Genomic DNA, 21,007 nt, shown 5'->3' with positions numbered 1-21,007 from the left:
AATTTGAGAGAGCAACGTCGATTCAAATGTAGATTTATCAGGGCTGTTAACTGCAGTTCAGGGCGCTTAAAGCGTGCGGGAACGTAAAACGGGCAGTGATAAATCTGTTTATTCACGGGCCTGATTTATTCAGGCCCCTTCGCGATGGCTACCGGAAAGTTACTGGTAGATTTCTGCGGTTGCGTGGTAGTTACCTTCCTGACGCACTTCAATAACGCGGAAAGCTTTAGCGCCTTTTGCATCAGCTTTGTCAGACAGTGCCTGGCGGATATCAGAAGGTGCACCGGCAACGCCGCTGACGCTGATCATCCCTTTCGCCTGCAGATTGGCAGCTTGTTCCTGACTAACAGGTTGTGCTGCAAATGCACCAAATGACAGAGCAGAGAGAATGCTTAATGTTGCGATTGTAGTTTTAACGTTCATGATTTGACCTCGTCGATTTTATTATGTGTTCCAACAACTGGTGTCTCACACCACGGAAATGAGTATACATCTAGTCACTCAAAATATTAATAGTTTGCTAATAGTTATTTGAGTGGTTATGTGTGTCCTATTGGTGTTTTTAATAACGGAAAGTAATAAAAAACGTCTATAAATTGTTCAATTGGTGTTGATTTTTAGTAAAATCAATAGATTGAATGAATTTGATTATCTGTGCTTATTTTTGGTGTGAATCACATCATTGAAATATTTATGTGACGGAAATGAGCCTGTTGTGACCGGCGTTAACAGAAGAGGGCATGCGCCTTGTACCCGTTAATGGTAGAAAACCGGTATTTTTGTGCGGCATTTGAAATGTGAGCAATATAAAGGAAGGGTAAAGAGGCTGGCCTGAGGTCAGAAATTCTGTTCTTCTGACCCCCTGCACAGAAAGGGCGCTTACACCCTTGTACTATTGAGGCGGCTTATAACTCTTGTTCGAACAAACTCAGGATCGCATCGTGCAGTTGTTTAACGCTGAAACTGCGGGCAGGCGTAATGAAAATCGTATCATCACCCGCGATAGTTCCGAGGATACCCTCTGATTTTCCGAGTGAATCAAGCAGGCGGGCGATCAACTGTGCTGCCCCCGGACTGGTGCGGATGACCACCATGGCTTCATTGTGATCGATGTCCAGTACCAGGTTCTTAAGTGGACTGGTCGTTGTTGGCACACCGATTTCAGCGGGCAGGCAGTACACCATTTCCATTTTCGCGTTGCGCGTACGCACCGCACCGAACTTGGTCAGCATCCGTGAGACTTTGGACTGGTTGATGTTTTCGAAGCCCTCCTCCTGGAGTGCGACGACAATTTCGCCCTGAGAACTGAATTTCTCTTCCTTCAGTAATGCTTTGAAGGCTTTGATTAAATCTTCCTGTTTGGCAGGATTACGCATTTTGCACCCTGGTCTCTTGATCAATGTTTGGCTGATTATGCAGATAATTGCATTTTTATGCAACAACGCAAGACATGGACAATCCAGAACTCACCGTTCTGCAAGGAATGTGACGGGTGTCGCGTTAGTGGGTTTTTCATGAATATGCCGAAATTGTGAATTTTGAGTAAGCCTTTCGCAGGAAGTTGGACTCAACCGATTTCGATTCAGCTCACACAATGAACCAAATTTAACCATTTATTAACCTGACGTCTTTTGCGGTGCTACTTTTAAGGGGTAGCTTTCCGATAAAAGTCATAAAAGACCGGATAAGGGCGCTTAGGTGTATTTTTTTACTTTCTAAACGACCAACCTCAGATTCTCTGCAGGTGAGCGATTGTTTTTAACAGCGTAAGTGATTAAGGTCACAACCAAAATAATTCCACGACACTTATAAGTTAATGATAAAAAAGGAGTATAGGATGAAAGTTGCAGTTCTCGGTGCTGCGGGCGGTATCGGTCAGGCCCTCGCGCTTCTGCTAAAGACCCAGCTACCTTCCGGTTCCGAACTCTCATTATATGATATCGCACCGGTGACGCCGGGCGTTGCTGTCGATCTCAGTCATATCCCTACCGCTGTGAAAATCAAAGGCTTCTGTGGCGAAGATGCCACACCTGCTTTGGAAGGCGCAGATATTGTCCTGATTTCAGCGGGTGTGGCGCGAAAACCAGGGATGGATCGCTCAGATCTGTTTAATGTTAACGCGGGTATCGTTCGTAATCTTATTCAGCAAGTGGCGAAAACCTGTCCGAAAGCCTGCATTGGCATCATCACCAACCCGGTCAACACGACGGTTGCTATTGCGGCAGAAGTGCTGAAAAAAGCCGGCGTCTATGACAAAAACAAACTTTTTGGCATCACAACGCTGGATGCGATCCGTTCTAATACATTCGTTGCGGAGTTAAAAGGTAAGCAACCGGAAGACATTGAAGTGCCGGTGATCGGTGGACATTCTGGTGTCACCATTCTGCCGCTGCTCTCTCAGGTACCTGGTGTGACGTTCAGCGAAAGTGAAATCACTTCACTCACCAAGCGCATTCAAAACGCAGGCACTGAAGTGGTAGAAGCAAAAGCGGGTGGTGGATCGGCAACGCTGTCGATGGGGCAGGCGGCTGCGCGTTTCGGACTTTCATTACTGCGAGCTATGCAGGGTGAAAGCAACGTTGTGGAATGTGCGTATGTCGAAGGCAATGGTGAGTATGCTCGCTTTTTCGCACAGCCTGTTTTGCTTGGCAAAAACGGGATCACCGAATTGCTGGACATCGGTAAACTGAGCGCATTTGAACAGCAGTCACTGGAATCGATGCTGGAGATCCTGCACAAGGATATCGAACTCGGCGAACAGTTTATTAATCACTGATTGCGTCTCTTTATAGATAACCGCCGGCTTATCCCGGCGGTTTTTTTCTTTTATCTCCCCTCGGATTTACTCTTGCGCAGCATTGGGTGTGCGGCAACGGCGTTCAATGATCTGAAAAGTCCTGGCGTCGAAATAGCGGCTTGGCCAGATGATTGAAGGATGTAGCCCCAGCGCATTCGCGATGAGCAATTCGCCCTTGGGCCATGGCCGTGTCAGAGCGTTTGATAAGGTGGAAGAGCTCAAACCTGCAGAGCGCGATACTGCCGCCAGGGTGGTTCCTTTCTTTCTGAGTGCAGCAATAATATCGGCCTGATGCCAGTCTTCGTTCCTTGTATTCATGATGGCTTCCTTATTTGTTTAATTTTATTCCGCGGGCATATTTATCGCACTTATACATTTAACGAGGGTTTGATTTATTTACGATCATTTAAATCTATGTTTCTTAAAAACCCTCATTGCTTTCATTTAGAAAAATACATTCTTATTGTGATTTAAACAAACAAGTAAATTCATGTTGCTTTTTGTGATTCATGTCTATTTTCATGATGTATCACGTGCAAAGTTGAAATTGATTAAAGTGGATGCGTTATCGGTATGCGTGTTTTTTGATCTTTAGCATTTATAAAAATAATAATTAAATGTTTTGAGTAGTTAATTTATTATAGTTGAATGATATTTAATTATTGATTTTTATCTTAAGTATTTGTTTTTTATTTATATTTTAATGGTGTTGATGTTTTTCTTTCAACATTGTAATGCTTCTTTCTAAAAAACTTCCTTTAAGCATATTCATGGTTTGTTGATAAAGATAATTCATGGAAACTTTTAAAGCAGCAGTGGACTCATTTCGAAAAATTGAATATCTTCTTTCCGTTAAATAGACGTTTTCCTTAAGTGGTGGCGTTAATATCTTCTCTAAAATAAACGTCGCCCGTGTCAGGAAAGCATCGTCATTATTCACATGGATTTATAACAGCAACTTTCTTATTGGTTTGAATGAGAAAGACAAGGAACGTTATGAAAAAAGAGTGGTTTGCAGCAAAGGAGTTGACCGGTAAAGAAGGGCTTCCGACTTCGACACAAGGCGTGCACGGAATGGCGCGCAGGTTATGCTGGATAAAGCGAAGGAGGCGAGGTGTACAGGGGCGTGCGGTTGAATATCACATAGACAGTCTGCCAGGTAATACCGTCGCCAGTCTGGCGATGAATGAGCACTCGGCAGAGTATGTTTATACGTCGCATCAGGATCCCCTGGCGATATGGATTGAAAGCTATAAGCAACTGAGAGAGCCGGAACGTGAAACAATGATCTCGTTTATTGTGAGAGAAGGTGTTTCGGAAATATTAAACAGGTTACGCAAACCTGACGAAAGCTAGCGTTGTAACGCTGTCGTACCTGCCGTGGTCATGCAGGTACGACAGAAAACATCAGAAGTCGCGTTTCACAGATAGGTGCGCCAAACCTTCAAGCGCGGAGCGGTAGACAGACTCCGGCAATACCTGAAGGGCTTTAATCGCTTTGTCTGCTTCTTCTTCAGCGCGCTGACGGGTGTACTCCAGTGAGCCCCACTGGTGCATGGCTGCCAGGACGGGTTCCAGTAAATGGCGCCCATTACCTTCTTCGATAGCTTTACGGATCATGGCTGACTGTTCTTCATCACCATGCTGCATTGCATGCAAAAGCGGTAATGTCGGTTTGCCTTCATCAAGATCATCACCGGTATTTTTACCCAGCGTTTCGCCGTCAGCATCATAATCGAGTAAATCATCAATCAGCTGGAACGCAGTACCCAGATAGCGACCGTAATCCTGCAACGCGACAATCTGCTCCTGAGTTCCGCCAGCCAGCATGGCAGAAGACTGGGATGCTGCTTCGAAGAGGCGCGCTGTTTTGCTGTAAATAACCTGCATGTAGCTCTCTTCGCTGATGTCAGGATCATTGCAGTTGATCAGTTGCTGTACTTCGCCTTCGGCGATCACATTCACCGCTTTTGCCATCAGAGCTAAAACGGGAAGTGATTCCAAATCAGTCATCATCTGGAAGGCACGGGTGTAAATGAAATCACCCACCAGTACGCTGGCCGCATTACCAAAAGCCGCATTGGCAGTGGCTTTGCCCCGACGCATGTCGGATTCATCCACAACGTCATCGTGCAATAACGTGGCGGTATGGATAAACTCAATCAACGCAGCCACTTTGATGTGCTTGTCGCCTTCGTATGAGAGCGCCCGGGCAGTCAATACTGCAATCATTGGACGGATGCGTTTACCGCCACCGCTGATGATGTAATATCCCAGTTGATTGATGAGTGAAACTTCGGAGTTCAACTGTTCAAGGATGGATGCGTTGACCGCAGCCATGTCGTCCTGAGTAAGATCGATAATCTGTTCTAGGTTCATTGTGTTTTTTCGGCTGTTGTTCTCTTCACCGCAATGAGATCTGGCTCACATTGGCACATGGCGCTAACTGTAAAGGGGATTGTACTTGAAAAACAGTGTAGATAAATGATAACGAAAGAACTGCGCTTTTTTTCTTCTTTTGTGGTCATTGTGCTCTTGTCTTACTCTGATTTTTTGCGTAGAATTCGCGCCCTATTGTGAATATTTATAGCGCCCTCTGAACTATACAAAGTTGAGTGCGCGGAAAGCGGAGTTTTATATGTACGCGGTTTTCCAAAGTGGTGGTAAACAACACCGTGTCAGCGAAGGGCAGACTATTCGCCTTGAGAAGCTTGACATCGCAACTGGCGAAACGATCGAGTTTGATCAGGTTCTGATGATTGCAAACGGTGAAGAAATTAATATCGGCCTGCCTTTAGTTGCTGGCGGTATCGTTAAAGCTGAAATCGTTGCTCACGGTCGTGGCGTTAAAGTCAAAATCGTTAAGTTTCGTCGTCGTAAGCACTATCGTAAGCAGCAGGGCCACCGTCAGTGGTTCACTGACGTTAAAATCACCGGCATCAGCGCTTAAGATTAGGAGAGCGGAACAATGGCACACAAAAAGGCTGGCGGCTCCACACGCAACGGTCGCGATTCAGAAGCTAAACGTCTGGGCGTAAAACGCTTTGGCGGCGAAGCAGTACTGGCAGGCAGCATCATCGTTCGTCAGCGCGGCACCAAATTCCACGCTGGTATCAACGTGGGTTGCGGCAAGGACCACACTCTGTTTGCTTTGGCTGACGGTAAAGTCAAGTTCGAAGTTAAAGGCCCGAAAAACCGTAAGTACATCAGCATCGAAGCTGAATAAGTTTTTCTCGTCTTAGTAAATAGATGTAAGCCCCGCAACTCGTTGCGGGGCTTTTTACATTCTGGTTAGCCCATTCTGGCGGATAATGGATACTAAATCGCAGGCACCTGTCGGGATCATGTTAGCGCTGATCACTGCCATGAGTTGGGGCTCTCTGCCCATTGCCATGAAGCAGGTATTGGTCGTCATGGATCCCTTTACGGTGGTCTGGTATCGGTTTTCCATGGCTGCAATTGTGCTGGGATGCATTCTTGCCGCGAAGCGCCGCTTACCGCCAAGAGTGATTTTAAGCAGGCCACGCTGGCTTATTCTGGTGTTAATTGCCACCGCAGGGCTGATGGGGAACTTTGTTCTTTTTAGTTCTTCACTGAAGTTTCTCAGTCCGACGGCTTCTCAGGTTATCGGTCAGCTTTCGCCTGTTGGTATGATGCTGGCCAGTGTGATAATCCTGAAAGAGAAGATGCGTGTCACGCAGGTTATTGGCGCCATTATGTTGATTTTGGGACTGATATTGTTCTTCAATGTCAGCCTGATTGAAATATTTACCCGTCTTACCGATTACACCCTCGGTGTGATTTTTGGTGTCGGGGCAGCAATGGTTTGGGTGATTTATGGTGTGGCGCAAAAGGTTCTGTTGCGTCAGCTGGCCTCGCCGCAAATCTTGTTTTTGCTGTACACTTTATGTTCTATCGCATTGCTCCCGCTGGCCAGTCCGGCGATGCTTTCACAGCTCAGCGGCTGGCAGTTTGCCTGTTTGTTGTTTTGCGGCGCGAATACCTTAGTAGGATATGGCGCCTTAGCGGAAGCGATGGCGAGATGGCAGGCATCGCAGGTCAGCGCAATAGTGACGCTGACGCCCTTGTTTACCCTGCTATTTTCAGATCTGTTAGCACTTGCCTGGCCGGGCTATTTCGCCGCACCAGTGCTCAATTTTGTAGGTTATCTTGGGGCATTTGTGGTGGTGGCGGGTGCAATGTTTTCCGCAGCAGGCCATCGTTGGTGGCCTCGTCGGACAGAGCAAAACCTGGTAGCTAAACTATAGCTGCCCGGCGAATGATTTACGGAGACAGTACAAATGAAGTTTGTTGATGAAGCCACAATATTGATCGTGGCAGGTGACGGCGGTAACGGTTGTGTGAGCTTCCGTCGTGAGAAATATATTCCCCGTGGCGGCCCTGATGGCGGCGACGGTGGCGATGGTGGTGATGTTTTCCTGCTTGCTGATGAAAACCTCAATACGCTGATCGATTTCCGCTTTGTGAAATCATATCGCGCGGAGCGCGGCACAAACGGTCAAAGCAGCGACTGTACCGGTAAACGCGGTAAAGATATTACGATCAAAGTTCCCGTTGGTACGCGCGTTCTGGATCAGGCCACCGGTGAAGTGCTTGCTGATATGACCAAACACGGTCAGATCAATATGGTGGCTAAAGGCGGTTTCCACGGTCTTGGCAATACCCGCTTCAAATCGTCGGTTAACCGTTCCCCACGCCAAAAAACCATGGGCACGAAAGGCGAAGAGCGTGATATCGCGCTTGAGCTGATGCTGCTGGCTGACGTGGGTATGTTGGGACTGCCAAATGCGGGTAAATCGACCTTCATTCGTGCCGTTTCCGCAGCGAAACCAAAAGTTGCTGACTATCCGTTTACCACCCTGGTACCAAGCCTTGGTGTTGTTCGTATGGACAGTGAGCAAAGCTTTGTGATCGCCGATATCCCTGGTCTGATTGAAGGGGCATCTGAAGGTGCTGGTTTAGGTATTCGCTTCCTGAAACACCTTGAGCGTTGCCGTGTGTTATTGCACCTGATCGATATCGCACCGATTGATGAATCTGATCCGATCGAGAATGCGAAAGTCATCATCAATGAGTTGCAGCAATACAATGCAAAACTGGCTGAAAAGCCACGTTGGCTGGTATTCAACAAAGTTGATCTGATCGAAAAAGAAGAAGCTGAGACGCGTGCTAAAGCCATTGCAGAAGCGCTGGGTTGGGAAGGTAACTACTATCTGATTTCAGCCGCTAATCGCGAAGGCGTGAATGCACTGTGCTGGGATGTGATGAAATTTATCAATGAAAATCCTAAGCACATGGCGATTGAAGAAGCTGCGCCAGAAAAAGTTGAATTCATGTGGGATGATTATCACCGTGAACAACTGGCTGAAGTGGAATCTGAAGCTGACGACGACTGGGATGATGACTGGGATGAAGACGACGACGAAGGCGTTGAAATCATTTACGAACGTTAATCCGGCGTAGATCTCAATCTGAAAGGCTGCCAGTGGCAGCCTTTTTTAATACATGTTTTTCGTGGTGCTGGCAGAAAGTGAAAGGGCATTTTCCAAAATCACATCGGGCAGCCAGCATTGCGCACTCAGCCCGTGGCCCGAGGCACGGTTACGCAACGTCAACGTTCCGCAGTGAAGTTGAGCAATGCGTATCACAATGTTCAAACCCAACCCGCTGCCGCCATAACGTTGATCCATACGTTTGAATGCCTGGGTCAGCTCACACGCTTTTGTCTCATCAATCCCCGGACCTTCATCGTCAATTTGTATCAGGAAACCCTTGTTCTGTGGCTGCACTGTAATAAGTATTTCACTGTTCTCAGGGCCGTAGCGGAAAGCATTTTCCACCAGATTCCTCACCAGTAAACGAAGCAGAACGGCATCTCCCTGAAGCGTGGCATGTTGCGGAAGCCTCAAAATAAGCCTTTGTTGGCGATCTTCCAGCATCTCGCAGAACTCTTCACGCAGCGGTTCAATGACGTTTGCCACAAGATCCACTTGCTGATATTCACCTTTAGCAAAATTTTGTCCAGCGCGGGATAACATCAGTAATTGTTCAATGGTATGCATAAGCTGATCGATGCGACCAATCAGGGTATCGCTGCCGGTGATGCCATTTTTTTGCATGATCTCAAGATGCAGACGCACGCCGGCAAGTGGCGTTCGTAATTCGTGAGCGGCATCGGCAGTGAATAGTCGTTCCTGCTGAATCGTATTTGAAAGGCGCGAAAACAGCTGATTGAGGGCGTTTGTCACCGCCACCACCTCGCGAATTTCGCTGTTCAGTGGCAAAGGCGAAAGGTTATCTGCCGAGCGGGTTTCCAGACGTTTTTGTAACTGGTTTAACGGACGAATAATCCAGCTGATCGCCCAGAAGGAGAGCACCAGAGTAATGGTCATCATCAGCAAAGAAGGCGCAATCAGCGAGGCAATCGCTTCGGCAATTTCCTTCTCAACATGCGCATTGCGAACTTTGGCGGAAAGCGTGTCATTCACCAGCAAATTAATCTGCTCCTGACTTTCATGCCAGAGCCAGAAAATGCTGGTGAGTTGGGTGACAAAAAGAATCAACGCCAGCATGACCAGAAGACGGCGGCGCATACTGGTCACGGTGCTATCTCCAGCCGGTATCCAATGCCGCGCACTGTGCGGATGAGTTCCTTACCCAGTTTGCGGCGCAGGTTATGAACGTGAACTTCCAGCGTATTGGATCCTAAATCGTCCTGCCAGGTATAGAGATCTTGCTGAAGTAACTCGCGGTTGACCGTTTGCCCGGCGCGCATCATCAGTCGGGTTAAAATCGCAAATTCCTTCGGCGTGACTTCCACCTGAGCGTCACCCAGATAGGTTTGCTGCGACGAGAGGTTAATTTTCAAATTGCCAACGGAAATCTCGTTATCGCTTTGTCCCTGATAGCGGCGAATAAGCGCACGAACCCGCGCCTGGAGCTCGGCCAGGGCGAAAGGTTTGATCAGGTAATCATCGGCACCGGCGTCCAGGCCATCGACGCGGTCTTCAAGGGCATCACGGGCGGTCAAAATGAGGACGGGAAGGGAAATTCTTTGGCGACGCCATTGACGCAGAAGCGTGGCGCCATCTTTATCTGGCAACCCTAAATCAAGGATCACCAGACTGTATTGACTGGTCTGGATGAGGCTTTGGGCTTCTGCCGCGGTGGATGCGCAGTCGCACACATAATTATCGCTGGTTAATGCCAGCGATAAACCCTGCCGTAAAAGTTCATCATCTTCAACTATCAGCAGTTTCATCGTCTGGCACTTCTCCAGGGTTAATTATTTTGGTAGACGTCCTTATAGAGACGGCTCTCAAAGCGTACCAGCGGAGCGCGACGCGTACGCTGGTCTTCCGGAGGCACTGCGTATCCGGAGAGGAACTGAACAAACGCCATGCGCTGCCCGCTGGCGGTGGTGATAAAGCCTGCCAGGTTGTATACGCCAGACAGTGAGCCTGTTTTCGCAGACACTTTGCCGTCCACACCGGCTTCGTGCAGACCACCGCGATACTGCAGCGTTCCGTCATGACCGGCCAGTGGAAGCATTGAGATAAAGTCTAAATCCTTATCGTTCTGCGCGATGTATTGCAGTACCTGCATCATCGTCGCCGGTGACAGCAAATCGTGACGTGACAGGCCTGAGCCATCAACCTGAATAGAGTTGCCTAAATCGATGCCCGCTTTCTGGCGGAGGATTTGGCGCACAGCATCTGAACCGGCACGCCAGGTTCCCGGCACACCAAACCGCTGATGACCAATCGTACGAAATACCGTATCGGCAATCATGTTGTCGGATTTCTTCAGCATGATGCGCAGCAGATCATGCAACGGGGCAGACTGCGTTTGTGCAAGCACCGTCCCGGCAGGTGTCTGGCGCGTCTGACGTTTCAAGGTGCCATCAATCTGAATATCTGCCTGCAAGAGTTCGTCTTTCAAAATTGCACCGGCATAGCTGGCACCATCCTGAATGGCGAAAGCCAGTGGCAAAGGTTCACTGCGTTGGGTCAGACAACCGGTCAATGTGTAGCGATTGAATTCTCCCGGCACCACATCCAGTTCACAATACTGTGCATCCGGAGAACCTTTTGCCAGCGTGCGGACCTCACTGAACATATGCACCGGATAATAGGAGGCTACGCGGATAAAGGCGTTTTCATCAGGTTTAGGCGCGCTGTAAAGGGACACCGAGAAACAGTTGCGATCGACAATCGCCGCGGCGGGCGGCGCACTGAAGCACTGTGTGATGTCATTCCATGGCCAGCCGGGGGCTTTGTCATGGCTGGCAAACACTGACGTGTTCACGACCACATCACCACTGATCTCTTTAATGCCCTGTTTTTTAAGCACCGCAACCATATTCCGAATATTCTGACGCTTCAGCGTCGGATCTCCGGAAAAACGCGCGACCAGATCCCCTTTTAAGACGCCATCTGAAACGGAGCCCGGGGTTTCAAGGGTGGTAGTGAATCGGAAATCTGGACCCAACTGAAGTAAGGCCGCCAGCGCGGTCAGGATTTTCATGGTACTGGCGGGCAACGCCATCTGGGAACCGTGATAGTCGATGGCAGGCGCGGGAGCGCCTATTTTCTGTACCAGCACAGCCAGATTCGTACCGTCAGGCAGATATTCTGTGTAATTTTCGATCTGAGCCGCATTTGTATTCAGAACAAACGCGCATGCTAATCCACTGACTATTCGTATAAAACGCATTATTTTGAGTAAAGGCTCTGGGTAACAACAGGATAATGTGGTGCCATACTACGATGCTACGAACCCAGGCGCAACGTGGCTGAAAGTAAACGATGATCCTCAAGGAACTCTACGTTAAAATACGAATCATAATGCAAAATGAATCCTGGCCTGGTGGCAACTCCGGGTGAGGTTTTTTTTGTTTTTCGCCAGAGTGAGTAGGTCAAAAGAGCTGGCTTAATTTCTTACCTGATTCAATCAGGACGGTGTTTACCGAAAGGACCAAGTTAGAGGTAATGAATATATGAAACCGATTCCGATGACGTTGCGTGGCGCAGAAAGATTACGTGAAGAGCTGGATCATCTGAAGGGCGTACGTCGTCCAAAGATTATTGCTGATATTGCCACTGCGCGCGAACACGGCGATCTGAAAGAGAATGCTGAGTATCACGCTGCCCGCGAACAGCAGGGCTTCTGTGAAGGCCGTATTCAGGAGATCGAAGCCAAGCTTTCAAATGCTCAGGTGATCGACGTGACAAAAATGCCGGCGACGGGTCGTGTCATTTTTGGTGCCACGGTGAAATTGATGAACCTGGACAGCGAAGAAGAACAGACCTACCGCATCGTGGGTGACGACGAAGCTGACTTTAAGCAAAATCTGATTTCTGTGAACTCACCTATCGCACGCGGTTTGATTGGGAAAGAACAGGATGACGTGGTTGTGATCAGCACCCCAGGCGGGGATGTTGAGTTTGAAGTGCTGAAGGTCGAGTACCTCTAAAAATCTGCATTAAAAAGGGCGAAACGTAATGTTTCGCCCTATAAATCACCCATTCATGAAGTGAATGACTTCACATTAAATTGAAAACTAACGTAAAAAGGCCAGTGATAGCCTTTTCCTGAACGTGATTTCGTGGCACCTTTCCGAAAATCTAAAGCGTTTTTCGTTAAACTCTGACGAATTAACGCGGTAAGATAATTTTGCGGTCTTCGGTAGAAGGGCGATAAAGTACCAGCATATTGCCGATAACTTGCACATTACACGCCTTGGTTTCACGCACGATAGCGTCTACGATCAAGGTCTTCGTTTCGCGTTCTTCTGCCGCGACTTTAATCTTGATCAGTTCGTGATGCTTCAGTGCCTGTTCGATTTCGGCAAGCACGCCTTCTGTCAGGCCGTTGTTACCCAGCATGACAACCGGTTTCAGTGGATGTGCCAGACCTTTCAGGTACTGTTTTTGTTTATTGTTAAGATTCATCGTCTTTTTTGCTTAAGTTGGGATTGAAAACGGGTCATTCTACCGCCATCTCATGTATATGACCAACCCGCACTGCTTCGGGATGTGATTTATACTGACTTAGCCATAGACGTCATGACGCTAACAGCTTGTTCCAAAAGCTCTAACACAGGGTAGTTGGAAAACTATATGGTTACTAAATAATGTCTATTAAAAAGCGTTCTGCAAGTTCCACACGCTGGCTGCAGGAACACTTTAGCGATAAATACGTGATTCAGGCACAGAAAAAAGGGCTGCGTTCCCGCGCCTGGTTTAAGCTTGATGAGATACAGCAGGGCGATAAGCTGTTCAAACCCGGGATGACCGTTGTGGATTTAGGCGCAGCACCCGGTGGATGGTCGCAGTTTGCCGCCACGCAGATCGGTAGCAAAGGGCGCATCATTGCTCTTGACCTTTTACCTATGGATCCTATTGTTGGAGTCGATTTCCTTCAGGGGGATTTTCGTGATGAATTAGTTCTCAAAGCGCTGCTTGACCGCGTGGGAGAAAACAAGGTTCAGGTGGTCATGTCCGATATGGCCCCGAATATGAGCGGTACACCGGCAGTCGATATTCCAAAATCGATGTATTTGGTTGAGTTAGCGCTGGATATGTGTCGGGATGTATTAGCACCAGGCGGAAGTTTCCTGGTGAAGGTGTTCCAGGGAGATGGCTTTGATGAATACCTGCGGGAAATTCGCTCCCTGTTTACGAAGGTGAAGATTCGTAAGCCAGACGCTTCCCGAGCACGTTCGCGAGAAGTGTACATCGTAGCGACAGGGCGGAAACTGTAGTACCCTAACGCTGTTTGTTAACACAGTTGTAATATGAGGTTGATCCCTTGAGTGACATGGCGAAGAACCTGATTCTCTGGTTAGTCATCGCAGTAGTATTGATGTCTGTATTTCAGAGCTTTGGGCCCAGCGAGTCTAATGGCCGTAGGGTAGATTATTCTACCTTCATGTCCGAATTGACCCAAGACCAGATTCGCGAAGCGCGTATCAATGGACGTGAGATTAACGTTGTTAAAAAAGACAGCAACAAGTACACGACCTACATTCCAGTTGAAGACCCTAAGTTGCTGGATACGCTGCTGAGCAAAAATGTAACCGTAGTGGGTGAGCCACCAGAGCAACCAAGCTTACTGGCCTCTATCTTTATTTCCTGGTTCCCAATGTTGTTGTTGATTGGGGTCTGGATCTTCTTTATGCGGCAAATGCAGGGCGGCGGCGGCAAAGGGGCGATGTCCTTTGGCAAGAGCAAAGCGCGCATGCTGACAGAAGATCAAATTAAAACGACTTTTGCGGATGTTGCAGGTTGCGACGAAGCCAAGGAAGAGGTTAGCGAGCTGGTTGATTACCTGCGCGAACCTAGCCGTTTCCAGAAACTGGGCGGTAAAATTCCTAAAGGCGTCCTGATGGTCGGTCCTCCGGGTACCGGTAAAACCTTGCTGGCGAAAGCCATTGCAGGTGAAGCCAAGGTTCCTTTCTTTACTATTTCTGGTTCTGACTTCGTCGAAATGTTCGTTGGTGTTGGTGCATCCCGTGTGCGTGACATGTTCGAACAAGCGAAGAAAGCTGCTCCATGTATCATCTTCATCGATGAAATTGACGCCGTTGGCCGTCAGCGTGGTGCAGGTTTAGGCGGCGGTCACGATGAACGTGAGCAAACGCTGAACCAGATGTTGGTTGAGATGGACGGCTTTGAAGGTAACGAAGGCATTATCGTTATTGCTGCGACTAACCGTCCTGACGTTCTTGACCCGGCATTGCTGCGTCCGGGCCGTTTCGACCGTCAGGTTGTGGTTGGCTTGCCAGACGTGCGTGGCCGCGAACAGATCCTTAAAGTTCACATGCGCCGCGTTCCTCTGGCAACAGATGTTGATGCTTCAGTGATTGCACGTGGTACACCGGGCTTCTCCGGTGCTGATCTGGCAAACCTGGTCAACGAAGCCGCTCTGTTCTCTGCACGTGGTAATAAACGTGTGGTGTCTATGGTTGAGTTCGAAAAAGCCAAAGACAAAATCATGATGGGTGCGGAACGTCGCTCCATGGTGATGACAGAAGCGCAGAAAGAATCCACCGCGTATCACGAAGCGGGTCACGCCATCATTGGCCGCCTGGTTCCTGAACACGATCCTGTGCACAAAGTCACGATTATTCCTCGTGGCCGGGCATTGGGTGTGACGTTCTTCCTGCCAGTAGGTGATGCGATCAGTGCCAGCCGTCAGAAACTCGAAAGCCAGATTTCCACGCTCTACGGTGGTCGTCTTGCTGAAGAGATCATCTACGGTGTAGAAAAAGTCTCTACCGGTGCATCTAACGATATCAAAGTGGCGACATCCATTGCCCGTAACATGGTTACGCAGTGGGGCTTCTCAGACAAATTAGGTCCGTTGCTGTATGCGGAAGAAGAAGGCGAAGTCTTCCTCGGCCGTTCAGTAGCAAAAGCGAAACACATGTCTGATGAAACGGCGCGAATCATCGATCAGGAAGTGAAATCTCTGGTTGAACGTAACTATGCACGTGCGCGTACTTTGCTGATGGAAAACATGGATATCCTTCATTCAATGAAAGATGCCCTGATGAAATATGAAACCATCGATGCACCACAGATAGACGATCTGATGAACCGTACGGAAGTTCGCCCGCCAGCTGGCTGGGATGACGTCGGCGGTAAAAATGGTAATGGCAATTCTAACGACGGTGGTTCGCCAAAAGCGCCAACGCCGGTTGATGAGCCTCGTACGCCAAATCCTGGCAATACGATGTTTGAACAATTCAGCGGCAAATAAGTCGCTGGTTGGAAAAATGCTGATTACATACTACCCCGGGCTTGCCCGGGGTTTTTTATGCGTGCATTCTTTGCCCCGGAATTTAGATATTACGACCACTGACCGATCAAACGAGACATGACGTATGCAACTCACAGCCAGAGAATCGATTCTAAACCTCACTTTTCCTCAGGTAATGGGGATCCTGAATGTTACGCCGGATTCATTTTCCGATGGAGGAAGGCATAACTCGCTGGAGCTCGCACTCAGGCATGCTGAGGCGATGATCAATGCCGGGGCAACCCTTCTTGATATTGGCGGAGAGTCGACGCGTCCAGGTGCTGCTGAGGTCAGTGAAGATGAGGAACTGTCACGTGTGGTGCCGGTTGTTGAGGCGATTGCCCGTCGCTTTGATGTCTGGATTTCAGTGGATACATCAAAAGCGATCGTTATCCGCGAAGCTGCCCGCGCAGGTATGCATCTGATCAACGACATTCGCTCTTTACAAGAGCCGGGCGCATTACAGGCAGCCGCAGAAACAGGTTTGCCCGTTTGCCTGATGCACATGCAAGGGCAACCGAAAACAATGCAGCACTCCCCAAAATATGAGGATGTGGTTGCTGAAGTCGCGGAGTATTTTGTTGAACAAATTGCACGCTGTGAGAATGCCGGCATTCCGAAAAGCAAATTGTTACTCGACCCGGGCTTTGGTTTCGGTAAAAATCTGAACCACAATTACCAGTTGCTCGCCAGACTGGCTGAGTTTCATCATTTCGGTTTGCCTCTTCTTGTTGGCATGTCGAGGAAATCCATGGTCGGCCAACTGCTTCATGTCTCACCGGAACAACGTGTGACGGGAAGTGTTGCCTGTGCTGTTATCGCAGCCATGCAGGGCGCTCAGATCGTCCGTGTACATGATGTAAAAGAAACCGTCGAAGCGATGCGTGTCGTCGAAGCTACACTTTCTGCAAGGGATAAAAAATAACTATGAGCAACCGTAAATACTTTGGCACCGATGGCATTCGCGGAAAAGTAGGTGATAACCCAATCACGCCAGATTTCGTTCTCAAACTCGGCTGGGCAGCGGGAAAAGTTTTAGCGCGCCACGGCTCTCGTAAAGTGATTATTGGTAAAGACACACGTATCTCGGGCTATATGCTGGAATCGGCTCTTGAAGCAGGGCTGGCGGCTGCGGGCTTATCGGCATCCTTTACCGGACCGATGCCCACCCCTGCGGTGGCGTATCTGACGCGTACTTTCCGTGCAGAAGCTGGGATCGTGATTTCTGCTTCCCACAATCCTTATTACGATAACGGCATCAAATTTTTCACCATCGATGGGACAAAGCTGCCAGATGACGTGGAAGAAGCCATAGAAGCCGAACTGGAAAAACCGCTGACCTGCGTTGAATCGGCAGAGTTAGGCAAAGCCAGTCGTATAGTGGATGCGGCAGGTCGTTACATCGAATTTTGCAAAGGGACTTTCCCGAGCGAACTCAGCCTTAACGGTCTGAAAATTGTGGTCGATTGTGCTAACGGTGCAACTTATCACATTGCGCCAAGTGTCCTGCGCGAGCTGGGCGCGAAAGTCATCGCTATCGGCTGTGAGCCGGACGGCATGAATATTAACGAAGAGTGCGGCGCAACGGATGTTCGTCAGTTGCAACAACGCGTTCTGGCAGAAAAAGCTGACGTCGGTTTGGCATTTGATGGTGACGGCGATCGTCTGATCATGGTTGACCACGAAGGTAACAAAGTTGATGGCGACCAGATTCTTTATATCATCGCGCGTGAAGGTCTACGTCAGGGGCAACTGAAAGGCGGTGCGGTAGGCACGCTGATGAGTAATATGGGCCTCGAACTTGCGCTCAAGCAGCTCGGCATTCCTTTCACTCGTGCGAAAGTGGGCGACCGCTACGTTCTGGAAAAAATGCAGGAAAAAGGCTGGCGTATTGGTGCTGAAAACTCCGGTCATATCATCTTGCTGGACAAAACGACCACCGGAGACGGTATTGTTGCAGGTTTGCAAGTACTCACCGCAATGGTCCGTAACCACATGACTCTTCATGATTTGTGCAGCGGTATGAAATTATTGCCCCAAATTCTGATTAATGTGCGTTTTGCTGGTGAACATGATCCGCTGGAATCTGATGAAGTGAAGCAGGTAACCGCTGAAGTTGAAAAGCAACTTGCAGGCCGTGGCCGCGTTTTATTGCGTAAATCAGGCACAGAACCTTTGTTGCGTGTCATGGTGGAAGGTGAAGATGCGGCGCTGGTAGAAAAATTAGCTAATCGCATTGCCGATGCAGTGAAAGCGGTCAAGCCGTAACCCGATAAGAAATGGCGAATTTTTCTGCTCTGCGCCGTTGTCTTCTCATCAGATAACGGCGCAGATAATACCTGATGAAGGTTTTTTGAATGAATTTGCCGTTTTTTTCCGCAAACGAACATTCCATTGCAAATTGCTCTTGCGCGGCCATACGGCTTTGGTTAGTATTCACACCCGCTTCAGTGGGTCCTTAAATGGCCTGCTAAATTGGTGAGAAGCAATTGGCATGCGGTGAACCCGCGAGGATACAGGTACTACTATGTACGACGCTCTTCTGGTGATTTTCCTTATCGTAGCAATCGGCCTTGTGGCTTTGGTTATGCTGCAACAAGGTAAAGGCGCTGATATGGGAGCCTCTTTCGGAGCAGGTGCTTCTGGCACATTGTTCGGTTCGAGTGGTTCCGGTAACTTCATGACCCGTATGACCGGCGTGTTGGCCGCTTTGTTCTTTATCATTAGTTTGATTCTTGGGAACATGAGCACCAATAAAGGCCAAAAAGGCAGTGAGTGGGAAAACTTAAGTCAGCCAGCGCAAACTGAGCAGACAACTGCACCGGCAGCTCCAGCAGCGCCGAACAGTGATGTTCCTCACTAAGCAGTAACCTTCTTACCTAAAGAAGTGAAAAGTTTTAAACAGTGGCTTGAACTTGGACAGTACAAGCGATTGTGAAAAAAAAGAGTGCCGAGGTGGTGGAATTGGTAGACACGCTACCTTGAGGTGGTAGTGCCCGAATGGGCTTACGGGTTCAAGTCCCGTCCTCGGTACCAATCTTTGTGATAATTTGCTTTTTAGCGATTATCGGCGTAGTATTTGCCACGTTTTCGGACGCGGGGTGGAGCAGCCTGGTAGCTCGTCGGGCTCATAACCCGAAGGTCGTCGGTTCAAATCCGGCCCCCGCAACCACTTTCCCTAAGTGTTTATTTCAAATAGACTTTCAGTATCTTCCTGTGATGTTCTGCAGTTCCCATTTGAAAGCTTCAATTTGAAAATAACACTTCGAAAGTTGTACCGAAGCCGCTATGCGGCAAATAGGGTCCAGTTGCATAAAGCCCCGATTTATCGGGGTTTTTTGTTATTTGGCAACAGAATCACTGGGCTATTTAGCCCTTTTTTTATGTCTTGGGGGTGGGCTTGTCCACATTAGAACAAAAATTAACAGAGCTGATTACAGCACCAGTCGAGGCACTTGGCTTTGAGCTGGTGGGCATCGAGTTCGTTCGGGCTCGCCAATCGACGTTGCGCATCTATATTGATAGTGACGCCGGGATCAATGTTGATGATTGTGCTGATGTCAGCCACCAGGTGAGCGCTGTGCTGGACGTTGAAGATCCAGTCACCGTCGCCTATAACCTGGAAGTTTCCTCTCCAGGCCTTGATCGTCCTATGTTCACCGCTGAGCATTATCAACGTTTTATCGGTGACGAAGTCAGCATGGTACTGCGTATGGCGGTCCAGAATCGTCGCAAATGGCAGGGCATCATCAAAGCTGTCGAAGGCGAAATGATCACGGTGACTGTGGAAGGGAAAGACGAAGTGTTCGCACTGAGCAACATCCAGAAAGCGAACCTGGTACCCCACTTTTAAAGAGTTTGGAAGAGGCAACTAGGATGAACAAAGAGATTCTGGCTGTTGTAGAAGCAGTTTCTAATGAAAAATCCCTCCCGCGCGAGAAGATTTTTGAAGCGCTGGAAATTGCATTATCAACAGCGACCAAGAAAAAATACGAGCAGGAAATCGAAGTCCGCGTCAGCATTGACCGTAAAACAGGTGACTTCGATACCTTCCGTCGTTGGGTTGCAGTCGACGAAGTGACTCAGCCAACGCGTGAAATCACCCTCGAAGCAGCACAGTATGAAGAACCGTCTATCGAACTCGGCGGTTACATCGAAGATCAAATCGAGTCAGTCACATTCGACCGCATCACCACCCAAACCGCAAAACAAGTTATCGTACAGAAAGTACGCGAAGCTGAACGCGCGATGGTTGTTGAGCAGTTCCGTGAACAGCAGGGCGAAATCGTCACTGGCGTCGTGAAAAAAGTTAACCGCGACAGCATCGCCCTGGATTTAGGCAGCAATGCTGAAGCTGTGATCCTGCGTGAAGATATGCTTCCGCGTGAAAACTTCCGCTCTGGCGACCGTATTCGTGGCGTTCTGTACGATGTTCGTCCTGAAGCACGTGGCGCACAGCTGTTTGTCAGCCGTTCGCGCAACGAAATGCTGATCGAACTGTTCCGCATTGAAGTGCCAGAAATCGGTGAAGAGCTGATCGAAATTAAAGCGGCAGCCCGCGATCCTGGCTCCCGTGCAAAAATCGCAGTGAAAACCAACGACAAACGCATCGATCCTGTCGGTGCTTGTGTCGGTATGCGCGGTGCACGCGTTCAGGCCGTTTCCAGTGAACTGGGCGGCGAACGTATCGATATCATCCTTTGGGATGACAATCCTGCGCAATTCGTTATCAACGCCATGGCTCCGGCAGATGTTGCCTCCATCGTGGTTGATGAAGATAAATGCACCATGGATATCGCCGTTGAAGCCAGCAACCTGGCACAGGCGATTGGCCGTAATGGTCAGAACGTACGTTTGGCTTCCCAACTGTTGAAACAACATCGTGGTGATGACAGATGGGAACTGAACGTGATGACAGCAGACGACCTTCAGGCCAAACATCAGGCTGAGGCACACGCTGCGATTGAAACCTTTACTAAATACCTGGCCATTGATGAAGATTTCGCCACGGTTCTGGTAGAAGAAGGTTTCTCTACTCTCGAAGAACTGGCTTATGTGCCAGTGAACGAACTGCTTGAAATCGACGGTCTGGATGAAGACACCGTGAATGCGCTTCGCGAACGTGCGAAAGAAGCGCTGACGACGTTGGCTTTAGCCCAGGAAGAAAGTCTCGGTGACAACAAGCCTGCTGACGATCTGCTGAACCTGGCGGGTCTGGAACGTAGCATGGCGTTTAAACTGGCTGCACAAGGCGTTTGTACGCTGGAAGATCTTGCCGAGCAGGGTGTCGACGATCTGGCTGATATTGAAGGTCTTACTGACGAGCAGGCTGGTGAACTTATCATGGCCGCGCGCAATATCTGCTGGTTTGGCGACAACGCGTAA

23 protein-coding genes and 2 tRNA genes are annotated in these 21,007 nt (G+C 48.9%); 16 read left to right on the top strand and 9 right to left on the bottom strand.

Annotated features, from left to right (window positions below):
• Positions 1-159: 159 nt before the first annotated feature.
• Both yhcN and argR read right to left on the bottom strand, forming a co-directional pair.
• Complete coding sequence (gene yhcN / locus ABSH60_RS07340; protein WP_056782454.1) at positions 160-423, bottom strand: peroxide/acid stress response protein YhcN; 264 nt, start codon at positions 421-423, stop codon at positions 160-162.
• 482 nt (positions 424-905) lie between these two features.
• Positions 906-1,376, bottom strand: coding sequence for a transcriptional regulator ArgR (gene argR / locus ABSH60_RS07335; protein WP_056782453.1), 471 nt, complete (start codon positions 1,374-1,376; stop codon positions 906-908).
• Positions 1,377-1,837: 461 nt separating this feature from the next.
• Here argR and mdh point away from each other — a divergent pair, with 461 nt between their 5' ends.
• Positions 1,838-2,776 carry a malate dehydrogenase gene (mdh, locus tag ABSH60_RS07330; RefSeq protein ID WP_056782452.1) on the top strand — a complete coding sequence of 313 codons (939 nt, stop codon included), beginning with the start codon at positions 1,838-1,840 and terminating at the stop codon, positions 2,774-2,776.
• Positions 2,777-2,842: 66 nt separating this feature from the next.
• Here the strand turns inward: mdh and ABSH60_RS07325 are convergent, their stop codons facing one another.
• On the bottom strand, positions 2,843-3,115 hold the full coding sequence (locus tag ABSH60_RS07325) for a helix-turn-helix transcriptional regulator (protein ID WP_056782451.1): 273 nt from the start codon (positions 3,113-3,115) through the stop codon (positions 2,843-2,845).
• Positions 3,116-3,793: 678 nt separating this feature from the next.
• Between ABSH60_RS07325 and ABSH60_RS07320 the strand changes: the two genes are divergently transcribed.
• A complete protein-coding gene (locus ABSH60_RS07320) occupies positions 3,794-4,153 on the top strand; it encodes a DNA-binding protein (protein WP_056782450.1) in 360 nt (119 codons plus the stop codon).
• A 51-nt stretch (positions 4,154-4,204) separates the two neighbouring features.
• Here the strand turns inward: ABSH60_RS07320 and ispB are convergent, their stop codons facing one another.
• On the bottom strand, positions 4,205-5,176 hold the full coding sequence (gene ispB / locus ABSH60_RS07315; protein WP_056782449.1) for an octaprenyl diphosphate synthase: 972 nt from the start codon (positions 5,174-5,176) through the stop codon (positions 4,205-4,207).
• A 259-nt stretch (positions 5,177-5,435) separates the two neighbouring features.
• On the opposite strand from ispB, the gene rplU reads away from it, so the two are divergent.
• From rplU to cgtA, 4 genes are all read left to right on the top strand, one after another.
• A complete protein-coding gene (rplU, locus tag ABSH60_RS07310; RefSeq protein ID WP_056782448.1) occupies positions 5,436-5,747 on the top strand; it encodes a 50S ribosomal protein L21 in 312 nt (103 codons plus the stop codon).
• Between the two features lie 18 nt (positions 5,748-5,765).
• Positions 5,766-6,023, top strand: coding sequence for a 50S ribosomal protein L27 (rpmA, locus tag ABSH60_RS07305; RefSeq protein ID WP_013573805.1), 258 nt, complete (start codon positions 5,766-5,768; stop codon positions 6,021-6,023).
• An 85-nt stretch (positions 6,024-6,108) separates the two neighbouring features.
• Complete coding sequence (locus ABSH60_RS07300; RefSeq protein WP_056782447.1) at positions 6,109-7,065, top strand: DMT family transporter; 957 nt, start codon at positions 6,109-6,111, stop codon at positions 7,063-7,065.
• 33 nt (positions 7,066-7,098) lie between these two features.
• Positions 7,099-8,271, top strand: a complete 1,173-nt coding sequence (gene cgtA / locus ABSH60_RS07295; protein ID WP_056782446.1) for an Obg family GTPase CgtA — start codon at positions 7,099-7,101, stop codon at positions 8,269-8,271.
• Positions 8,272-8,316: 45 nt separating this feature from the next.
• Here cgtA and pmrB read toward each other — a convergent pair whose 3' ends face one another.
• Genes pmrB through dacB form a run of 3 tightly spaced genes read right to left on the bottom strand, consistent with a single transcriptional unit; the run spans position 8,317 to position 11,533 of the window.
• A complete protein-coding gene (gene pmrB, locus ABSH60_RS07290) occupies positions 8,317-9,420 on the bottom strand; it encodes a two-component system sensor histidine kinase PmrB (RefSeq protein ID WP_122096274.1) in 1,104 nt (367 codons plus the stop codon).
• A complete protein-coding gene (gene pmrA, locus ABSH60_RS07285; protein ID WP_056782444.1) occupies positions 9,417-10,079 on the bottom strand; it encodes a two-component system response regulator PmrA in 663 nt (220 codons plus the stop codon). Before pmrA ends, pmrB begins: the two co-directional genes overlap by 4 nt.
• A gap of 20 nt (positions 10,080-10,099) precedes the next feature.
• Positions 10,100-11,533, bottom strand: a complete 1,434-nt coding sequence (gene dacB / locus ABSH60_RS07280) for a serine-type D-Ala-D-Ala carboxypeptidase (protein WP_056782443.1) — start codon at positions 11,531-11,533, stop codon at positions 10,100-10,102.
• A 283-nt stretch (positions 11,534-11,816) separates the two neighbouring features.
• Here dacB and greA point away from each other — a divergent pair, with 283 nt between their 5' ends.
• Positions 11,817-12,293: a transcription elongation factor GreA gene (gene greA, locus ABSH60_RS07275; protein WP_056782442.1), complete on the top strand. Its 477-nt coding sequence runs from the start codon at positions 11,817-11,819 to the stop codon at positions 12,291-12,293.
• A 181-nt stretch (positions 12,294-12,474) separates the two neighbouring features.
• On the opposite strand, the gene yhbY is transcribed toward greA, so the two are convergent.
• The gene (gene yhbY, locus ABSH60_RS07270; protein WP_056782441.1) at positions 12,475-12,771 is read right to left on the bottom strand and encodes a ribosome assembly RNA-binding protein YhbY; all 297 of its coding nucleotides are present in this window, start codon (positions 12,769-12,771) and stop codon (positions 12,475-12,477) included.
• A gap of 182 nt (positions 12,772-12,953) precedes the next feature.
• Between yhbY and rlmE the strand changes: the two genes are divergently transcribed.
• From rlmE to glmM, 4 genes are all read left to right on the top strand, one after another.
• On the top strand, positions 12,954-13,583 hold the full coding sequence (gene rlmE, locus ABSH60_RS07265) for a 23S rRNA (uridine(2552)-2'-O)-methyltransferase RlmE (RefSeq protein WP_056782440.1): 630 nt from the start codon (positions 12,954-12,956) through the stop codon (positions 13,581-13,583).
• A 47-nt stretch (positions 13,584-13,630) separates the two neighbouring features.
• Positions 13,631-15,583: an ATP-dependent zinc metalloprotease FtsH gene (ftsH, locus tag ABSH60_RS07260; RefSeq protein ID WP_072158216.1), complete on the top strand. Its 1,953-nt coding sequence runs from the start codon at positions 13,631-13,633 to the stop codon at positions 15,581-15,583.
• A 124-nt stretch (positions 15,584-15,707) separates the two neighbouring features.
• Positions 15,708-16,547 (top strand): dihydropteroate synthase, encoded by an 840-nt coding sequence (folP, locus tag ABSH60_RS07255; RefSeq protein WP_390973357.1) that lies wholly within the window; start codon positions 15,708-15,710, stop codon positions 16,545-16,547.
• A 2-nt stretch (positions 16,548-16,549) separates the two neighbouring features.
• Positions 16,550-17,890: a phosphoglucosamine mutase gene (gene glmM / locus ABSH60_RS07250; RefSeq protein ID WP_390973355.1), complete on the top strand. Its 1,341-nt coding sequence runs from the start codon at positions 16,550-16,552 to the stop codon at positions 17,888-17,890.
• Here the strand turns inward: glmM and ABSH60_RS07245 are convergent.
• Positions 17,880-18,062 (bottom strand): hypothetical protein, encoded by a 183-nt coding sequence (locus ABSH60_RS07245; protein ID WP_183850034.1) that lies wholly within the window; start codon positions 18,060-18,062, stop codon positions 17,880-17,882. The two genes, glmM and ABSH60_RS07245, sit on opposite strands and share 11 nt — an antisense overlap.
• 87 nt (positions 18,063-18,149) lie before the next feature.
• On the opposite strand from ABSH60_RS07245, the gene secG reads away from it, so the two are divergent.
• The 5 genes from secG to nusA all read left to right on the top strand — a co-directional run bounded on the left by secG (position 18,150) and on the right by nusA (position 21,007).
• The gene (secG, locus tag ABSH60_RS07240) at positions 18,150-18,485 is read left to right on the top strand and encodes a preprotein translocase subunit SecG (RefSeq protein ID WP_056782436.1); all 336 of its coding nucleotides are present in this window, start codon (positions 18,150-18,152) and stop codon (positions 18,483-18,485) included.
• Positions 18,486-18,571: 86 nt separating this feature from the next.
• Positions 18,572-18,658: transfer RNA gene (locus ABSH60_RS07235), tRNA-Leu, on the top strand.
• 59 nt (positions 18,659-18,717) lie between these two features.
• Positions 18,718-18,794 (top strand) — tRNA-Met (locus tag ABSH60_RS07230).
• A gap of 228 nt (positions 18,795-19,022) precedes the next feature.
• On the top strand, positions 19,023-19,475 hold the full coding sequence (gene rimP / locus ABSH60_RS07225; RefSeq protein ID WP_056782522.1) for a ribosome maturation factor RimP: 453 nt from the start codon (positions 19,023-19,025) through the stop codon (positions 19,473-19,475).
• A 23-nt stretch (positions 19,476-19,498) separates the two neighbouring features.
• Positions 19,499-21,007 (top strand): transcription termination factor NusA, encoded by a 1,509-nt coding sequence (gene nusA / locus ABSH60_RS07220; protein WP_056782435.1) that lies wholly within the window; start codon positions 19,499-19,501, stop codon positions 21,005-21,007.

It is taken from the genome of Rahnella sp. R3(2024) (assembly GCF_042920125.1).
Taxonomy (GTDB): domain Bacteria; phylum Pseudomonadota; class Gammaproteobacteria; order Enterobacterales; family Enterobacteriaceae; genus Rahnella; species Rahnella rivi.
This window is presented reverse-complemented; position numbering and strand designations above follow the sequence as displayed.